This window comes from Mesorhizobium sp. CA4, from assembly GCF_020165075.1.
In the GTDB taxonomy this organism is placed as follows: Bacteria; Pseudomonadota; Alphaproteobacteria; order Rhizobiales; family Rhizobiaceae; genus Mesorhizobium.
The window spans coordinates 1-17,118 of record NZ_JAIUHK010000051.1; the positions used below are offsets into that span (position 1 = coordinate 1).

Consider the following 17,118-nt stretch of genomic DNA (forward strand, 5'->3'; position numbering starts at 1 on the left):
GCGGGGTGGAGCAGCCCGGTAGCTCGTCAGGCTCATAACCTGAAGGTCACAGGTTCAAATCCTGTCCCCGCAACCAATTTTATCATAAATCAATAACCGTCCCGGTCTAAACCGGGACGGTTTTTGCGTTTCGGGGAATACAGCACCAATGGGCGCGACATGAGGATCTACCTGTCAGCGCTCAAGACCGCACTCTGGCAACGCCGTGTACTGCCACAAATCATGTCCTTCGGACACTTCGAGCCGTTGAATGTCTGGAGGGTCATTCAGGCCGACATCGTTTCTTAGGCGCACGGGCCGGTGCAGCCGTCTCCTGAAATGCGTGAAATTTGCGGTGGGGGACATCCCGGAATCACTTGAACTAAACAGCCATCGTCACCATTTTGTAGCACGTCACCCGACAATGGAGCGCTAGTACCATGCGCAGACGCTGTCAGGGCCCGTGCCCCAGGACGTCTTATGACTGGTGTGACGCAACCGATCACTTCCTCTGGCAGGACGGCTGAGCGCGATTGATGCTCAGCCCGCACGGACCGTGCCGAGGAGCTTTGTTCAACCGCAATGTGCGGGCGAGCGAGGTTCCTCTGCGCATGCCGCAAGGTTCTCGCTTTGCCCGGGGAAGAAAAACAATGCCGAACACGACGCTCCTCGTTACCGTCGCCTGCCTGCTTCTGATGCTGGCCATTATCAGGCAGAGGAAGGGCGACATCCTGCCGAATATCTTCGACTTGGCCGGGAATATCCTAGTCGTGATTTTTGTGGCCTACATCCTGCGCATGTAGTTGCACGGACCACTCGCCGAAATTCGTCATCGCTAATAATCAAGTCGCCGCGAACTGTCCCGGGGCGGTGGCACATGTGGTTTACGCGCGTCGCTGTGTGATGACACGCCCAGGAACTCATACGAAAATCGACCTATGAATGGCGGCTTTGCGCCTCATGTCGGCTATTGAGGTCAGATCTAGCTCCGCCCGAAAGCGGACGTGCCGTGGGTCATCCGGTATCTCGCTCTCGCCCCTACAACGGACTTGGCCAGCGAGCCAGTGTGCCGCGCCTCTAACGGTTCTCAGCCGGGGGCTCGCCGCACCGACACGTTTTTGTCTGGCGGAGCGATTGTAAGCAGCTATCGAAGTTCCTCGGGCCGCCGACAAGTCCTGAATTGGTTAGCCGCACCTATGGCAGCTGCAGAAGACTCTCTGACTCGGCTCAATGAACGGGTCGCCACAAGCGCCATCCGCGAAGGATTCGTCCCCCGCGGTCATTTCGCCGACGCCTGCGCCATTCTTTGGCTGCAAGGCGAGCTTGTCCCACCTCGAGGACCTGGTGCTGCACGACGCCGGCATGGACGTCCGCACATCGACCTATGAACTGACCCGTGCCCGCGCCGTGTTGCGCGCCCGTCGGCGTATCGTCGATGCCAAGCCCGATTGGGCGCTCTCGTCGACAGGGCTGAGCGCTTCACGCGGAAGGGCAGGTGAGGAGGACGACCGGAAGGAAAGTAGCGCCATGTCGAAAGCAACCGTCGGCGAAACGGAGACAGCAGGCGATGACAAGCTTGAGGTGCCGCTGGCGGGAGTCTACGATCGACTATCGGCCGCCTTCGCCGCCGGCCGTGGTCGACGGCGCCGACGCACTGCCGACGACGCTGGCGGCTGCGATCGCCGCGGATGCCTGGGCCGACATCGAACCGCTGGAGCATGCGCCTTGGCTCGGCCCGGCTGCTTGCCGCCGCGCTTCTGCGGGGGTGTGGCAAAACTCGGTCGGAGTCTTGCCCGCATGTCCGTCCCAAAGCCATCCTCTCGAACTCCAGCGACCGCGCGACGCCGACTCCAGGCTCGCCGTCCGGCTTCAGGCGATCAAGGCGGCGGCCGACGCCGGCCTGAAAGACCATAACCGCTGGCTGAACGCCGCACACTGCTGGCCCCGCATGCTCGATCGGCGCTCGACGTCAAAACTGACGGCGCTGATCGACCACCTGCTGTCGCGGCCGATCGTGTCGGCCGGCATGATCGCAAAGGGGCTCCGAGTTACGCCACGCGCCTCCCAGGACATGGTCGCCGAGCTCGGCTTGCGCGAGGCGACGGGACGCGGCAGGTATCGTGCTTGAGAGATTCTCTAGATGCGCCCCGATACTACAGTAGGATTATTTGCATGCACCACTTGGATGAATTCGTTCCTTTTGAGGCTTTTGACCAGGAAATCGCAAAGCTAGCCGCTTTGCTGGAGACGCTTGGCGTCACGATCCCTGACGGCGCTGATATCACCACCCAGACGTACGCTGCGTTCGCCGCTCTCTACTATTCGGTCTTCGCCGACGAACGGCCCTCTATGACACGCTCCGACGAGCTTCAAAAAGGCGCTGCTCTCGCCGGTCTTGGTGATCTTGCCTCGAAGATCAACCGAGCCGCCCAAACTAACGGCTTCGATCAAATTCGGCCGCACCTCGCTAAAATGGTCGAAGGCTCGGTTTTGATGAACGGGCAGAACAAGGTCACGGACGACGCCGGCAACAAGAATAGCGAACTCTATGTCGGATGCCTGGCGCTTGGCGCAGGCTGTGAAATCGAACTCGAAGATCCGATCAAAAGCGGTGGCGGTACCAATCCGGACGTCCTTCTTCGATATTCAGTCCAGGACTGGTCCATCGCAGTTAAGACGAGTCACTCAGAGTCGCCGCCCCAAATGTTCGCGGCAATCCGCAAGGCGGCTCAACAAATCGAACGGTCCGGCCGGCCTGGCATTGTCTTCGTCAATGTAAAAAATATCCTCGATCGTCAGGCCCTAATCGGTCAAAGTCCATTCTCACACCCTGAGGCCGGAACTCAGGCTGTGGCCGCGCAGATCGACAGATTGATTGATAATTTACGTGTCTCAATCGTTCCCGAAGACTGGGTCGAGGTGTTTGCTGGTCAACTGGCGCGGCCGTTAGTCGCTCTGATGGGCCAAGCAACGGTGTCAGTTCGTATTTTTCCAACCGGATCGGTTTTCGTGCCCATTAAAGTGATGCGGGTGCTTCCTGTTCCGATGATCGTTGATCCGGCTAATCTCACTCATCTGAACGCCGCTGCATATAACCTCCTGAATCGCCTAAATCACGAACTTCAGAGAAATCCTGGTTCAACAGCCCCGATCGGCAACTGATTTCGGAAGGTGTTCGTGATGAAGCGAGATATCGGAGCGATCGGAGAAAACTGCTTCCTCAACTGGTGCGAACCGGAAGGCTTTCGTGCGCAAAAATCGCAGGTTGATCGACTTGGATGGGATTTCTTACTCGAACGAGAGCCAGAGCGCCTTCCGAACAGGCCCTTGGACGAGCAGAACGACCTACCGAAGTTTCTCATACAGGTGAAGTCAACCGAGAAGGCGGGGGATCCGCCTCGGATTAAACTATCGGCCCTCAAGCATCTCGTAGACGCGGATTTACCAGCCGCCATTGTTGCGCTGTTTTTTAGCGCGGACGGACGGGCGCCTTCCCGTAGTCTGCTGGTGCCAATCGACGATACCGTCATCTCAGGGACGCTACGACGCGTTCGCCGCGAGGAAGCACGAGGAAACAGGTCGATCAACAAGACTACGGTCCCCGTACCTCTGGAGCGTGCGATCGACATTGGCCCCACGGGTGAAGGGCTCAGCGATGCGCTCGCCGGCATGATTGGGAATAACGCGTCCGAATATGTCACAGCCAAAATTAGACATAGGCAGACATGCGGATTCGAACGCGACGCCGCTGTTGGGCGGTTCTTTGTTCCTGGCGACGATGCAGCAAAAAAGATCGGGGAGTTGTTCCTGGGCGGACCGAGGGAGCTGCAAGTGTTGGATCTCACCATCGAGCGCCGGCGGTTCGGAATTGCCTTGGAAAACGACCGCGAGCACTTTCAACAAGCTGTTCTGGAGATGAATGTTCCACCGCTGCTGGCGACCACGATCGAGCTTGCGTCAGACGCTGGCGAATGGCTGTCCATGGAGGTTGACGTCTTCATCGTCCCTCCTGTCGAGGGCACACCCGGCCGCGTGCGATTTGCAAATAGCTATTTCGAGGTGCTTCTGGATTTCGAGAAAACTGAGGCGGGGATGACCTTCAACTATGCGGGCGATCGAACGGTCGACCTCGAAGAGGCTGTCTCCATCGTCGAAGTCGGAGTGATCCTATCCCGGCCCATAAAGACGGTGACGATCCACTTCAAAGGCACGAAACTTGAGCTGCCTGCTGGATCGGAAGAGGGTCCTTTTCACCGCTGGGTTCATGCAGCGCCTGCCCTTCGACGGATTGTATCGACCATTGCGCGATCCGGCCGGCGCCTCCCCCGCCAGATCCTTGTGTCAGACTTCTATCACTGGGTTGAGAAACACATCGAGTTTCTTGCCCTGACGTCGACGCCAGGCGTTAACATGATATTCCCGAAGTCCGAGAATAGCGATGTTTTTGCAGGCCAGAAAATCATCCTGACTCCATTCTCTCTTGAATTTGGCGGGACTCAGTATACCGCGTTAATTGAAATTCCCATTGAGACTGTAAAGGCCACTGAGTCGGAAATCACACTCGTCGGGGGACAGCCGCAGGTGGTTGCGGAGATCGCGCGATCGCCGGGTTCAGACACGGCAGATTTTGTCGAGACAGCAATCGAGAAATCGAAGCGAGACCGACAAAGCACTGAGCCAGCGCTGGTGGCCGGGGGCTTTGAGAATTGGCGTAACGTCATTTTGACCACCGCGTAACGCCCAACTACTTCTAGCCCTGCTGTGCGTAGAAAAAGCATCTCCGTCTTGCCAATTGGGGATGATGGGTTGCCCATCCTTACCCAGCGCAATCTAAAAACTGGAGAACTGTTCCTAATTTTTGCGTCTTGCCCAAGGGGTGCAGTCCAGTTATTGGCACTCGGGGCTTGGCCACCCCCCACCGAACTCCCACAGTGGGCGCAGTGGAGAACCCGGGAGCGTCGAGCTATTCCGCCAAGGTTCTGCACTAGGCCAAGGCGAGATGTCAGTCACCGCGAACGGCGGTATCAGGCGCGAGTTTAAACCGTGCATCTAAGCCGCCGACTAATTCGCCAGCTGTTCTGCGAACATCCCTATCGGAATTGCCGACAGGGCGCACACCATCCGTGTGAAAAGCGCGCTCTCTCTTCCGGCGGTCGATCACATATTTCGAATGCGCCCGGCAGCGTGACATGCGGTTATCGCACTATCGGACATGCCCAAGGAGTTCTTGGCGTCAGCTCATGGTCAGCAGCGGAACAGCCGCATCTGACTGCATCATTGCTGTAAGCTGTCATTCCGCCCTCGGCCCCATTCGGGCGCTTCTAGAGACGGCTTAGCGCGCCTCTAAGAGTAAGTGTTTGTTCTTGTTGGACACCGTTACCGGCTTGAAAGACTACCAGCGCCTCGATCTTGGCTCGCCCCGGCGAATTCGTTGTCCGGGCGAAATCGTCAAACTCGGCCGCCATCGCTTCGGCTTGGTCTGCCTCCTTGAACCGAGAGCCCAGGTATTCCTTGTTGTCGCGGCCGATCAACACCCCACCTGTCGGGCCGTATTGTGCGGCCAAAAGCGGTCTGCATCTCTGGATGCCTTTGTGAGGGGCGGGCATGCGATTTCTCCGGCGAAGGGCGGGATAGAATTATATTCCTATTACGTTTCTGCAGGAGTCAATCCTATATAGCGGTCTCAAATTTCTGGGAGCGTGTGAAATGGAAGACGAACCGAAAAACTTGCCGGTAGCGTTCACGGACTCGGTCGCCAGCGAAAAACTTGTCGACGCGGTGGCCACTACCGCTGACATTGGTTTGGATGCTGCCATCACATCCGGCGCATTCGACGGCATCCCGTTTTTTGGTGCACTGACCGGCGTCACGCGGGCAGGGCTCGCTATCCGAGATTTCCTTTTCCTAAAGAAGGTCGCCACTTTTCTGGCCACCTTTCAGCAAACACCCCATGGAGATCGCGAGGCGTTTATCGCAAAATTGGAGAAAAAGGGGAAAAAGGAGGAGTTTGGCGAGCAGGTGCTGCTACTTCTGGACCGCGCTGAAGACATGAAGAAACCTCAAATCATCGCTCGCATTATGTCGGCGGCGGCGAGCGGCAAGATCTCTCTGGAAGAGGCGACGCGTCTGGCCAAGATCGTGGACAGGGCGTTTTTTGAGGACTTAAACTTCCTGCTTGATTTCAAAAAGGGCGTACAAAAGGAGAAGGACGTCGCTTCAGCGCTCTTCTCGGCCGGCCTGCTCGTTGACGTGGGAATTGATGGCGGCCTTATGATGGAGGAAGACAGCGGGGGGACCATGTACGACCTGAACCAATACGGTAAACTACTGAGCGAGTACGGCCTCAAAGATCACTGACCGGTACCTATCTTGCGTTTGTGGAAAATCGTGCCGCGATTTCGTCCGGTATCGAACTGTACTGTCCCGTTTTTTCAACAAATCCGATGAGAGAGGTGAGTGTTGGCAATTTTTGCCGTGCTTGCCGGAATGCTTCGTGGGTTCGCTTGTCGACATAGATTACATCGACATAGGCTGCGAGGCAGGCAAGTTCGCGGTCGGCCAGCTCGCTGCCATCCCATTCGCGTGTATCAGGATGGTGGCGTCGAATGGCGTTATAGATAATGCCGGATGGAAGGCGCTCTTCCTTTACTCTTGCAATCAACTCCGGCCAAGGAAGCCCCAGATTCTTGTTAATCAGCTCCAGCTTTTTGCGGTATGCCGCGATATCACCTACGTCGGCAACCGTTGTATCTGGACCGATGTCGGATAGATCGAGTCCGCATGCCTGTAGAATGCGCAGGCCAGGATTGTCAGGCTGTATCACTCCCATACCGACTTGAATGACTTCTTCTATGAACGTACGCGACGACCGCTCGGCATCGGAAATGCGCTTGTCACCCCGTTCCCGGATATTCGCCTTCAGGCGGCCGTGCATGCTCTGAAATTGACGCTGAATGTCATGGGGTGCGCGGAGCTTACCTTTGAGGATATCCAAGATTTTTGCATCGGAGTTGCCGGTGAAATCCGACTTGGATATTGCTACCACTTCGCGGCTGCGTTGTTCGCTTTCAGCGAAACTTTGGCGTAGCGCCGACCAGCTTTCCAGAAACGGTCGCACTAGATCCGCGCCGCTGGTGAGCCGAATCATCTTCTTGCTCGCCTCGTCTCGCACCGCCACTGCATCTGCTGTAGGGTTTCGGAATGCGGCGGCTACTTCCAACGATTGAAGGTCGACGATTGTGCCGATGATGCCTTCCTCGCCGGCTGAGGCTATGACAGCCACCAAGGACAGTGATTGTATGTAGGCGAGGCGTTGCGCAGCAACATCCTCATTTTGGTGTGAAAAAAGTTCCTGAAGATGATGCCAACAAAGCACCATGACGGCGTCTGCTTCGGAAAATTCTGCTTCGAAAGCCTGCGCGCGGTGTTGGCGTCCGGCATCGGCGCTTGCCTTGTCCCGTGCGATGGCGCCAAGGTGCGAGGAGTCTAACGCAACAAACTTCGGTCGTATCAGAAGGGCAGGCCGGTTGGGTTTCATTCAAAACGACCGCTTTCCATCCGGTCTTCTTCTAATTCCCTGCGCCGCTCGTCATCCACAGCCCTGGCCAGTCTCGCGCGCACCCGTTGGAAGGCGGTAGCAAGCGCAGACTCACGGCCAATGTCCAGCCGATCAAGCATATGGAGCCGCCTCTCCAATTCAGTCGCGAGCGATCCGTCAAAACTCATCGGCCAAAGGGTTTCGCCCATGGCCATCAAGACCACTGCGGGATCGGGTGAGCGCTTTAGAAGCGCGTTGGTAATCGGCCGCCATTCTAGTGACGCCGTGCCGTCCGGATGATCAAAGAGCAGTGCTGCCGCGGCTGCAAATGGATAACGCAAGGCAGGATCGGCATCGCACCAGGCCAGCAGCACATCATCCGGAATGAAACCAACCGGGTTCGGGTGATGTCGGTTCGTGTCCCGAATAATATCTATGTTCTTCCCGCGATCTTTGTCGCTACCTTTCACAAGTTCATCCAGCATCGCCGTCGGTTGGGTCTTGAAGAGGGCCTGGAGAAGGTCATCCTGTTCCCAGGAATAGATATCGTACTTTTGAATGGCCGTTCTCAAACTACGCCAAATTTTACGGGCGATCGGCGCGCCTTCCGGGCCCTCCAAGCAGTTCACCGCAACCACGCCGAGCGTGTAGTCGTTGCGGTCGGCCCGTTCCTGGCGCGGTCCGAAGACAAGCTGGCCAAGAAGGATGCGGCCAGCCTGGATGGTTTCAGGCGACGGGATGCGCTCCGCGCCGTTGTCTGAGTGCAGACGCATCATGAGGATTTCCAGCGCGACTGGATCTCCGCCAGGCTTAGCGCCAATCGCCACTAGGAGGTCACGAAAGGCAGGTCCTGGGATAGAGTCGCAAACTCGCCCTCCTACCAACCAGGCGAAGTCGCGGATGTGCACCTTGCCAAGTTCCAATGCCCGGTGAAGCCGCCGGACGCCTGCCTCATTTATCGTCACGCTTGCCTGAAGCTCGACGAGCCATTTCCCAAGTACCGGGTCTTCGACCGCCTCATCCAAAAGTGCCTGTGGCGTTTCAGGATCCCTTGCTTGAAGCCCCTCGAGGAAACCGCCAAGCACCTGCAAGTTTGGTTTGTCGGTAGACCCGACCTGCGCCACCAACGCCGACCATGTGTTGCGGGGCGTCTCGACGCCTTGGGCTAGTCCAACACCAAATCCGCGCAGGCGGCCGGAGCCTGCGACTAACTCTGGCAGGAGGGTGGCGAATGATTTTTCGTCGGCAGCGACATCCCTTCCAAGCTGCTCGACGGCAAGAGCAGCGCGGTGCAGTCGCTCCATTAGGTCGATCGCTTCGTCATCTGCAAAGTCGTCAAGGTCGAGATTGCCGCCTCTTTCGCCGAAAACGATTCCCCGCACACGGTTTACCAAATCCTTTGGCCGCAGGAATTCCTCCAACTCTACCAAGCGGCGCAGGGATTCAGCGGACAGACCTTTGCCAGCATGCTGCCGTGTATGCCGGGCCGCCACCCACCCATCGCGCCAGAAACCGGTGCTAGCGATCGCTTTCGAGATGCGCTCCAACGCGTCGAACTGGCGGCCACGCACCCAAAGGCCACGAAAATTCTGAGCTATGACACTTCGTACGCGTGCCATGGCCGGGCCGCCTTCCATGGTGAAAGGTTCCGCAGCTTTAAGAGCTTCCTCAAACCACGCAGCGACTTCCGGTCCATTCTTTGGGTGATAGCCATAGTCGCGAGAGCGTGCGCCGAACTCGAAACTTGAATACGGTCTGAAGTGCTCCGACATCAGCAGCGCTTCCAACGCCTTGATGCCGAGATACTGCTTGACCGGCTCCTTTGATTGCAAAAGGCCGTTCAGCACGTTGAGGCGAATGGCTAGTGGCGCATGCGTCGCGGAAAACGCGATATAGAAGAGGGAGCTAACGGCGTTCGTAACACTACCATTGCTGCCTTCGTCATCGATGTTTCCAAACCGGCACAACAGACTCACTGCTCGCTCGAATAGCGCGGCGTCGTAAGCAAGCGCGTGTAGCAAGCGAACAAAAGACTGTCCTTGCTGCAAGGCACCTTTGTCGGCGTTGGCGAATGCCGTCTCAAGCGCCGACAAGGTCGCATCCGGCGATACCGGAGCGACATTTTGAAACATCGTACGGCCGAGGTCGTTTAGGTTTGCCACATCCGAAAGAAGCCCGTCAGGAGCGAGCCAGCCGCGCACAATCGCTTGGGCTTCCTTGCTGCGGTCGAGATAGCCTAGCCGACGGGAGAAGGAGCGAAGCAACCGTTCCGATGGTCCATTCACGATGGCGGCTTCGATGACGGGGTAGGGAATATTTTCCAGGGCGAACGCTGCCAACCTGTTTGCGATGGCATGGGGCAGGATTGCACGCCATTCGCGGCGCTTTTGCAGCAGATCGCGCCGCTTCAATTCCGCCGCCGCAGTGAATACTTCCTGTGCCGTTTTCCCGACTAACCCACCGAGTACGGGTAGCTCCGCATCCTCGCCCGTCAATTCTTCGCCCTGGAAGGAGTAGACTAGCGAGCACGCTTCGGCGATTTGCAATAGCCTGGCGTCATGCGCATGGCGTTGCTGGAAAAGCCGCTTGAACAATTCGGTGTCGGTAAGCCCGGAAACAGTCTCCGCTCTCTTTACGGTGCCAGCTAAGCCGAGCGCGATCCGCGCGTTGCCACCGGAAAACTCGGCGATCCTGCGAGCATCGACCTGCGACAGGTCGGGGAAGCGTCCCGCCACCAGTTTTTCAATCAATGGTAGGGAAGACGTATCGAGCGAGTAAACATCCGTGCCCTCAGGCTGGTCTTCCCGAATGTCATATTCGATTGTGATGACGCTGATCGTTGAGCCCAACGCCCGGGCCACGTCTGACAACTGCCTGTGCGTTTCCGGGGGACAATTGTCGATCACGACGATTGCTCGGGTTCCGGCCGCGATCAGATCGGAGGCAAGACCCTTGGGCTGAGGATCAGGCTCATCGGCAATGTCGGTGTAGATGGCAAGCGATGGGTCCAGCGCGTTGTCGCCGACCGCATTGTCAAACAGTGCTTCGGCGAGCCGAGTCTTCCCAACGCCCGAAAGCCCGACGAGCCGGACCACTTGCCCCGCGTTTTGAAGTGCCTCTCGGATACGGCTGATGCCGTCAACGACGGAGAGCCCGTCGCCATCGTCCTTGCCGCCTGTTCTGATACGCGCCTTGTTGTCGAGAAGATAGTTCTTGTCCCCTTTCGCCGGCATATAGGACCACGCACCATACCCTTTCCATCCGGGAACGGATCTCCCAGTCCGGGAGCGAACCCAAGGGATCAAACCGGGATGGTCACGCACCCAGCTAGCGACGCGGTTGCGGTCGTAGAAGTCGATTTGTAGCTTTGCAGCATCTCCGATATCCTTGACTGCTTCGCTCATCGCTTTTCGGCGGCTCTTCAACGCTGAATCCGCCGTCGAACCACTTGAACTCACGATGATGTAAGCGCCGCCCGCGCCGGCCAATTCCTCGATCACCGGCCGCACCACCCCTTTGGGTCTCATCTCCTTCGGAATTTCCGCTGGCGGCATATCGGGCTTCTTCACCTGGAAGCCCGTCGCGGCTCTTGGAATGAAGCCCTCGATGGCCGTCCCCGGAGCGAGCGCTACCCGCACATCCAGCCCGCCATCTTTGGCAGTTTGGTCTCCGCCCCAAGTTGCGGCCGAGACCGGCAGGTTCGCGCGGCGAAGCGCGGCCTCACAAAGAAGGCCGATGAGCGTTCGCAAATCTTCGTCATTTAATGCGGCAATATCTTCGCGCGTGATCTCAAACATTGCCACAAACTAGGCGAGGGCCTCAATAGGCGTCAAACGAAACGGTCGCTTTTCGGCCTCGCTCCACATAAGTATCAACGATGAACTCGCGGCGGCGCGGTTGTCGCCAGCGGAGCTGCGAGGGTTCAAGGAATTCCGCGTAGGCGGGTAAGACAGTGATGGTTTGGAGGGTATGGCGCAGGCGGTTTTGCAAGCGAGATGATATCTAGTTACTCAGCTATTGCAAAAACCTGTGAACAATGCTGCATCAGTTCAGCGCGAGCAAAGCAGTGGCCGATGGAGATATTTACTATGACTGAATTTGATCACGGGGCCCACTATCACGGTTGTGACTTTCAAGTTCATTCCCCGTTAGACGGGCAATGGAAGGGCTTAGGTAAGGCGGATGACGAGGCCAAGAAGGATTATGCGCGTTCTTTAGTTGCGGCATGTCGCGCCCGCGCGCTCCAGGCGATCGCAATTACCGATCACCACGAAATGGGCTTCATCCCAATCCTCAGACAAGCTGCTGTTGACGAGCGCGGCCCCGATGGGGAGTTATTGCCCGAACAGGAGCGCCTGGTCGTCTTCCCGGGCATGGAGCTGACACTGGGTGTGCCTTGTCAGGCGCTGCTGATCTTCGACGCGGATTTCCCGCAAGACCTCTTTCCGTTGGTTTCGAACGCGCTCGCCATTCAGCCGGGCGAATTCAAACGCCTCGAGCACATCAATTCGCTGGTCCTGCTGAAGCGGGAGCTCGACAAGCATGCCTATTTGCGAGGCCGCTACGTCGTATTTCCCAACGTCTCGGATGGCGGCAATGCCACCTTGTTGCGCTCCGGTATGGCCGGGAAATATGCTGAGATGCCTTTTGAGGGTGGCTATGTCGACGGTGCCTTCGACAAGCTCGGCAAGGGCAACCGTGACATTCTCGCCGGAAAGACGCCCGAGCACGGCTATCGTCGCATCGCGGTCATCCAGACCTCCGACAACCGCAACGCGGAACACGACCTTCTTGGCCGGTATCCGACATGGATCAAATGGGCGACGCCGACCGCCGAGGCCTTGCGGCAGGCTTGTTTGGCGCAGGAATCGCGCATTTCGCTTATCGAGCCGAGACTGCCGGCGGTCCGCATCGAGTCGATCGGCGTCTCCAACAGCAGTTTCCTTGGACCGATCGACCTCGCCTTCAACCAGCAATACAGCGCCATGATTGGTGGCCGAGGGACCGGCAAGTCCTCCATCCTTGAATATCTTCGCTGGGGCCTCTGCGATCAACCTTTGGCCGACGACACCGATGGCGAGATCCCCAATTATCAGCGCCGGCGCGCTCGATTGATCACTGGAACCTTGGTGCCTGTCCAGGGCAAGGTGGAAGTGCGCTATTCGCTTCATGACACCGTCCATGTCGTGCGCCGCGACAGTGTCAGCAATACCTTGGAGATCAAGATCGGCGACGCGCCCTTTAAACCTATATCCGAGGAACAGGTGCGCGCCCTGCTACCGATCCAAGCCTACAGTCAGAAGCAGCTGAGCGATGTCAGCGTGCGCCTAGACGAGCTTCTGCGTTTCATTACGACACCGATCAAGGCACAGCTTGGCGGCATTGATTCCCGTCTAGGCGAGCAGGCAGCCATCGTGCGCGAGAGATATTCGGCGCGCGAGCGCAAACGCGCCCTGGATGCCAATAAGGCGCAGCGCGAGCTTGCCAGGCAGTCCTTGGACCAGCAAGCGGCTGAAATCCGCAAACGCCTTACGGGTCTGAGCGACGAAGACAGGAAGCTGATAGACGATGCACCACGCTATCAGGAAGCAGAACGCCATACTGCCGGGTGGTCTGCGGGTCTTGGAGGGGCGATCGAGGTTGTGCGCCAGGCCCGCCAGCGGATCGAGCAGACGAAATCGACCATGCGGCCGGCGCCGGCCTTGGCCGAGGCGCCGGAGCTTGGCGAGATATCGGCCGAGGTGGTCAAAGCGCTGGACGCTTCATTGACGTTCCTCGCACAGGCGCAGACCGGCCTCTCGCAGGCGATCAGCCATTCCGACGACCTGTCGGGGCCATGGGCGGCGTGGCGGGCGCGGTTGGCCGATTTCAATGCGCGCTATCTGGCGGCGTCAGAACGGTCCTCGGTGCATGCCCAAAGGTTGAAGGAGCTCGCGGCGATTGAAAAGCAGATCGCCGAGCAGCAGGGCGAGATCGACCGACTGGCAGCGCAAATCTCGGCCTTGGCAGAAGCCGACGCCCAGTCCGACTCAGCCCGGGCGCAGATCGTTGCCTTGCGCAACACTCGCGCCGATCTCTTGGCAGAACGTTGCCAGGAACTGTCAGAACGGTCGAATGGGCTAATACGCGCCCGCATCAATCGTGGTGCCAATTTCGCCGAGTTTATTGAAACCTTCCAGGATGCGGTGAGGGGTTCGAAGATCAGAGCGAGCAAGTTCGAGGCTCTGGCAGAGCTGCTATCCGCGGATCCCTTGCCGTCGCATGCAGCGCTATTGGCCGACCTCGAGGCGCTGGCGGTCCATCATGACGTACATGGCGGCGATGCCGAGTTGCCGCCGACGCCCTTCCTGGGCCAGCTCGATTTCGGCACCGCCGATGCCCAGCGCATCGCGGGCGTGCTCACCCAAAGCAGCTGGCTGCGGCTATCGCTGGTCTATCCCGCGGATGTGCCGGTGTTCGAATATCGGGCCAAAGAGAACGACTATATCGCCTTTGGCAACGCCTCAGCAGGCCAGCAGGCCACTGCATTGCTATCGACCCTGCTCAATAGCGAGGGACCCCCGCTTATCGTCGATCAGCCGGAGGAGGACCTCGACAACAATGTCATCCAAGAAATCGTGGAATTGATTTGGTCGGCCAAGCACAAGCGCCAGATCATTTTCGCAAGCCACAACGCAAATCTAGTCGTCAACGGAGATGCCGACTTAGTTGTCTGGTGTACCTATCGTACGATTGGTGATCAGTCAGGCGGCAAGGTCGGTGGCGAGGGAGCAATCGACGTACCGGCAATCCGCAAAGCCGTCACCGATGTGATGGAAGGTGGCGAGGCGGCATTCAATTTGCGTCGTCAGAAGTACGGCTTCTAACCGCGCCTTGTAAACGACGAGATTGGGCGGCGCGTCATCTATCGACGCCCTCCCGCTGCCGAGGCTCTTGCGAGGCGCAAGGTACCAGCCACGGGCGTAACGAGGTCATAGGCACGAGGTGTTGAACTATTCTCGTTTCCGCAAGGATTTCACGGACTGGAAACCGACCAGTGAACCTCCGGAGTTGCACAGAATGCTTTATGCATGGATTGGAAGTGAAAAACGTCCGCCGATCGAAAAAGGCGAGCGGGCGACCTGCCAAGATTGCGGCGGCCAGCTTACCGCTGTGATGCCTGTCGAGAACGTATCTCACTGGCGGCATAAGGCCGGGGATTGCGATCCATGGAGCGAGCCTGAGGGAAGGTGGCACCTCGCCTGGAAAGACCTTTTTGATGTGCAATGCCGTGAGATTGCGCTGCGCGATCCGGAGACAGGCGAGTTGCACCGCGCCGATGTGCTCGTCGGCAACGGCACGCCGCTCGCGACGGTCCTGGAACTACAACACTCGTCAATCGGCGAAGACGAGCGCAACGCACGCGAGACTTTCTACCAACGATCCCACCGAATGTTCTGGCTCGTGCACGTCCACAGCGAGAACTCGTTTTTGGGACACTATTTCGGTATGTCGCTAGACTTCAGGTCGCGCGTCGTTCCGCTTGATGGCAAGGAATTCGCGATCATGCGCTGGATGGGACCAAACAAACAGTTCATCGAGAAGTGGAAGCGCGCCTCGGCCCATGTCTTCTTCCATGCTGGTCCCTACATCCTCTATCTCGCAGGATCGGGCGTCGCCGCTCGTCTGGGAGGGCCATTCAAGCGCGGAGAGTTCGCCCTCTGCGAGCTAACGCGTGATGAGTTCATAGCTGCTGTGAAGTGGGAGGATGGCGCGTAGCGACCAACTTGATTGTCATCTGGCGTGTCCCTTCAGCGCAATTGCCTCGATACATTTGGGCCAAATTCCTCTACCTGACGAGTGCCACCCGGCACTCGCTGAAGTCATTCGGCATACGTTTGAGGAAGGTCGGGCGAGGGGCTTTCGACTAGGCGGTGCGTGCCGCGATGGCGGTAGATGCGGTGTACAGCGAGACGATGGACGCCATGCTGCCGGCGCGCGCGGACTTGTGGCGACAGCATGGCCGGCTGCACGATCTCGTCGTGAGGATCGTCGCGCACAACGAGACGTGCCGGCGCTTTATCGCCATTCCCGGTGTCGGCCCGGTGACGGCGCTGGCGTTCATGATCCGATCGAGAATCCGTCGCGCTTCCGCCGCTCACGCGACGTCGCGGCCTACTTCGGGCTGACCTCGCGGCGCTGGCAGTCGGGCACCTCGATCGACGTTCAGGGTCGCATATCGAAAAGCCGGCGACGCCGATGTTCGACGCTCGCTCTACGAGGCGGCATCGGGGTTGATGACGAGCTTCAAGGGCAGAGACGAGGTCAAGAACTGGGGCCACGCGATCGCCAAACGCTCCAACCACCGCAAGGCCTGTGTCGCGGTGGCGCGCAAGCTGGCGGTGATCATGCACGCGATGTGGAGCGACGGAACGTTCTATGTCGGCGATTCCGCGGCCAACCGAAGCGATGCTGCCCGGCGCGCTCATATCAAGGATCGCAGGCTGCTGGGGGCGCATCGATGAGCGGTGCAACGGAAATTGAAACGCATGGCGCCGACACGCTGACGGGCGCCATCCGACACAAGAGTTCCGCTCCGGCGGATGAGGACCGATGCAGACCAGGAACGACGGAACGCACGTTATCTTGCCTGCGGCCGCGCCGATCGCGAGACGGCCGGACCGCGCCGGATTGCCTGTGATGATGCTCCGTCAGCCCGATGGAAAAGTGCGCCACGACGGTTCCCGCACTGCAAATAAGCAGCGCTGCTACGCCGTCGCAGAGCGCGGAAGACTGCACGGCGCATCGGAACTCGACGCAAGAGTACGGGATCGTGGTTTAGAGCATAAAATAGTGTACTATCGTAGTTTGGAGAAGGAACGACGATGGAAAGAAAGTCGCGAAAAATACGACCGATTAAGACGGCAAGATAAAAGGGCGCACATTGCGCCTCAGTTCGGTTGTTGTTTTTGACCAGTTTTCCGGGGTGTTTCGCACATTGCTGCTCTCCCGCGCAATGTCTCGGAACCGCCTAAATCATTGATGCTGCGAAGTCTTTTCCACATTGCAGGTTGTGCCCGCGTGACTTGGCCGGGGCCACGGAATGGCCGGGGCGAAGAAGGATGGAGGCTTCTCGCGGCTTGACTGAGTAGTGTGGTCGCCAGCGTGCCTCTAGCTGCTCCGGCAGCGTCTGCTAGTGGCGGAGCCGGGCTTGGGGACTGGCGAACTGATCCGCCAAGTAAGACGGTGACTTCCGGAAAGAAACCGGCGCATTTTAGGAAGAGCCGTTTTGTCCCTTGGCTCGGCTCTCAGCAACGGTAGCCCACTCGCGATCATCGCCTTTGTGATTTCCAAGAGCTTGTGCATCGATGCAGGCTTCAGCAGAACATGGCCGACGCGAAAGATTTCAGCCGCCTTCCTCCAGAGAGCTTCCAGAATGCACAATGAAGGGCACGTTTCTTTCCGCAAGCTGTGGCGTCAGCCTTCCGGTGCTCCACTTAGACCCGCGAATCTACTTCCCTTTCCCGCTGCCTTCCCAGCCGGCTTATCACAGACCATGGTCGAAGTTGTCCACCGTGGCTGAGGGGCTGCCCCGGTTATCTGAAAGCGATGGCCGGGGTTGC

At 58.3% G+C, this 17,118-nt stretch carries 10 protein-coding genes and 1 pseudogene; 8 read left to right on the top strand and 3 right to left on the bottom strand.

The features are described 5' to 3' along the window. Positions 1-548 precede the first annotated feature (548 nt). The 4 genes from LB528_RS27725 to LB528_RS27740 all read left to right on the top strand — a co-directional run bounded on the left by LB528_RS27725 (position 549) and on the right by LB528_RS27740 (position 4,716). Positions 549-782, top strand: a complete 234-nt coding sequence (locus LB528_RS27725) for a hypothetical protein (RefSeq protein ID WP_224717022.1) — start codon at positions 549-551, stop codon at positions 780-782. A gap of 764 nt (positions 783-1,546) precedes the next feature. Continuing rightward, positions 1,547-2,107, top strand: a complete 561-nt coding sequence (locus tag LB528_RS27730; RefSeq protein ID WP_224717023.1) for a helix-turn-helix domain-containing protein — start codon at positions 1,547-1,549, stop codon at positions 2,105-2,107. Between the two features lie 44 nt (positions 2,108-2,151). Then, the gene (locus tag LB528_RS27735) at positions 2,152-3,141 is read left to right on the top strand and encodes a hypothetical protein (protein WP_224717024.1); all 990 of its coding nucleotides are present in this window, start codon (positions 2,152-2,154) and stop codon (positions 3,139-3,141) included. 18 nt (positions 3,142-3,159) lie between these two features. Beyond that, positions 3,160-4,716: a hypothetical protein gene (locus LB528_RS27740; protein WP_224717025.1), complete on the top strand. Its 1,557-nt coding sequence runs from the start codon at positions 3,160-3,162 to the stop codon at positions 4,714-4,716. A 584-nt stretch (positions 4,717-5,300) separates the two neighbouring features. On the opposite strand, the gene LB528_RS27745 is transcribed toward LB528_RS27740, so the two are convergent. Further along, the gene (locus tag LB528_RS27745; protein ID WP_224717026.1) at positions 5,301-5,510 is read right to left on the bottom strand and encodes a hypothetical protein; all 210 of its coding nucleotides are present in this window, start codon (positions 5,508-5,510) and stop codon (positions 5,301-5,303) included. A 175-nt stretch (positions 5,511-5,685) separates the two neighbouring features. On the opposite strand from LB528_RS27745, the gene LB528_RS27750 reads away from it, so the two are divergent. Then, the gene (locus LB528_RS27750) at positions 5,686-6,336 is read left to right on the top strand and encodes a hypothetical protein (RefSeq protein ID WP_224717027.1); all 651 of its coding nucleotides are present in this window, start codon (positions 5,686-5,688) and stop codon (positions 6,334-6,336) included. 7 nt (positions 6,337-6,343) lie between these two features. Here LB528_RS27750 and LB528_RS27755 read toward each other — a convergent pair whose 3' ends face one another. Then, complete coding sequence (locus LB528_RS27755; protein WP_224717028.1) at positions 6,344-7,516, bottom strand: hypothetical protein; 1,173 nt, start codon at positions 7,514-7,516, stop codon at positions 6,344-6,346. Continuing rightward, on the bottom strand, positions 7,513-11,313 hold the full coding sequence (locus tag LB528_RS27760) for a hypothetical protein (RefSeq protein ID WP_224717029.1): 3,801 nt from the start codon (positions 11,311-11,313) through the stop codon (positions 7,513-7,515). The genes LB528_RS27755 and LB528_RS27760 overlap by 4 nt, the downstream gene beginning before the upstream one ends. A 291-nt stretch (positions 11,314-11,604) precedes the next feature. Here LB528_RS27760 and LB528_RS27765 point away from each other — a divergent pair, with 291 nt between their 5' ends. The 3 genes and pseudogenes from LB528_RS27765 to LB528_RS27775 form a co-directional block, all read left to right on the top strand. After that, positions 11,605-14,382, top strand: a complete 2,778-nt coding sequence (locus LB528_RS27765; protein WP_224717030.1) for a TrlF family AAA-like ATPase — start codon at positions 11,605-11,607, stop codon at positions 14,380-14,382. Positions 14,383-14,503: 121 nt separating this feature from the next. Then, complete coding sequence (locus tag LB528_RS27770) at positions 14,504-15,274, top strand: hypothetical protein (protein WP_224717031.1); 771 nt, start codon at positions 14,504-14,506, stop codon at positions 15,272-15,274. A gap of 62 nt (positions 15,275-15,336) precedes the next feature. Continuing rightward, positions 15,337-16,020, top strand: a pseudogene (locus LB528_RS27775) (transposase); the annotation flags it as partial. Positions 16,021-17,118 lie beyond the last annotated feature (1,098 nt).

Excerpts from the sequence above, each read along its gene's own strand:
- LB528_RS27730 (WP_224717023.1), top strand. The coding sequence starts at position 1,547 with ATGACAAGCTTGAGGTGCCGCTGGCGGGAGTCTACGATCGACTATCGG.
- LB528_RS27735 (WP_224717024.1), top strand. The coding sequence starts at position 2,152 with ATGCACCACTTGGATGAATTCGTTCCTTTTGAGGCTTTTGACCAGGAA.
- LB528_RS27740 (WP_224717025.1), top strand. The coding sequence starts at position 3,160 with ATGAAGCGAGATATCGGAGCGATCGGAGAAAACTGCTTCCTCAACTGG.
- LB528_RS27750 (WP_224717027.1), top strand. The coding sequence starts at position 5,686 with ATGGAAGACGAACCGAAAAACTTGCCGGTAGCGTTCACGGACTCGGTC.
- LB528_RS27755 (WP_224717028.1), bottom strand. The coding sequence starts at position 7,516 with ATGAAACCCAACCGGCCTGCCCTTCTGATACGACCGAAGTTTGTTGCG.
- LB528_RS27760 (WP_224717029.1), bottom strand. The coding sequence starts at position 11,313 with ATGTTTGAGATCACGCGCGAAGATATTGCCGCATTAAATGACGAAGAT.
- LB528_RS27765 (WP_224717030.1), top strand. The coding sequence starts at position 11,605 with ATGACTGAATTTGATCACGGGGCCCACTATCACGGTTGTGACTTTCAA.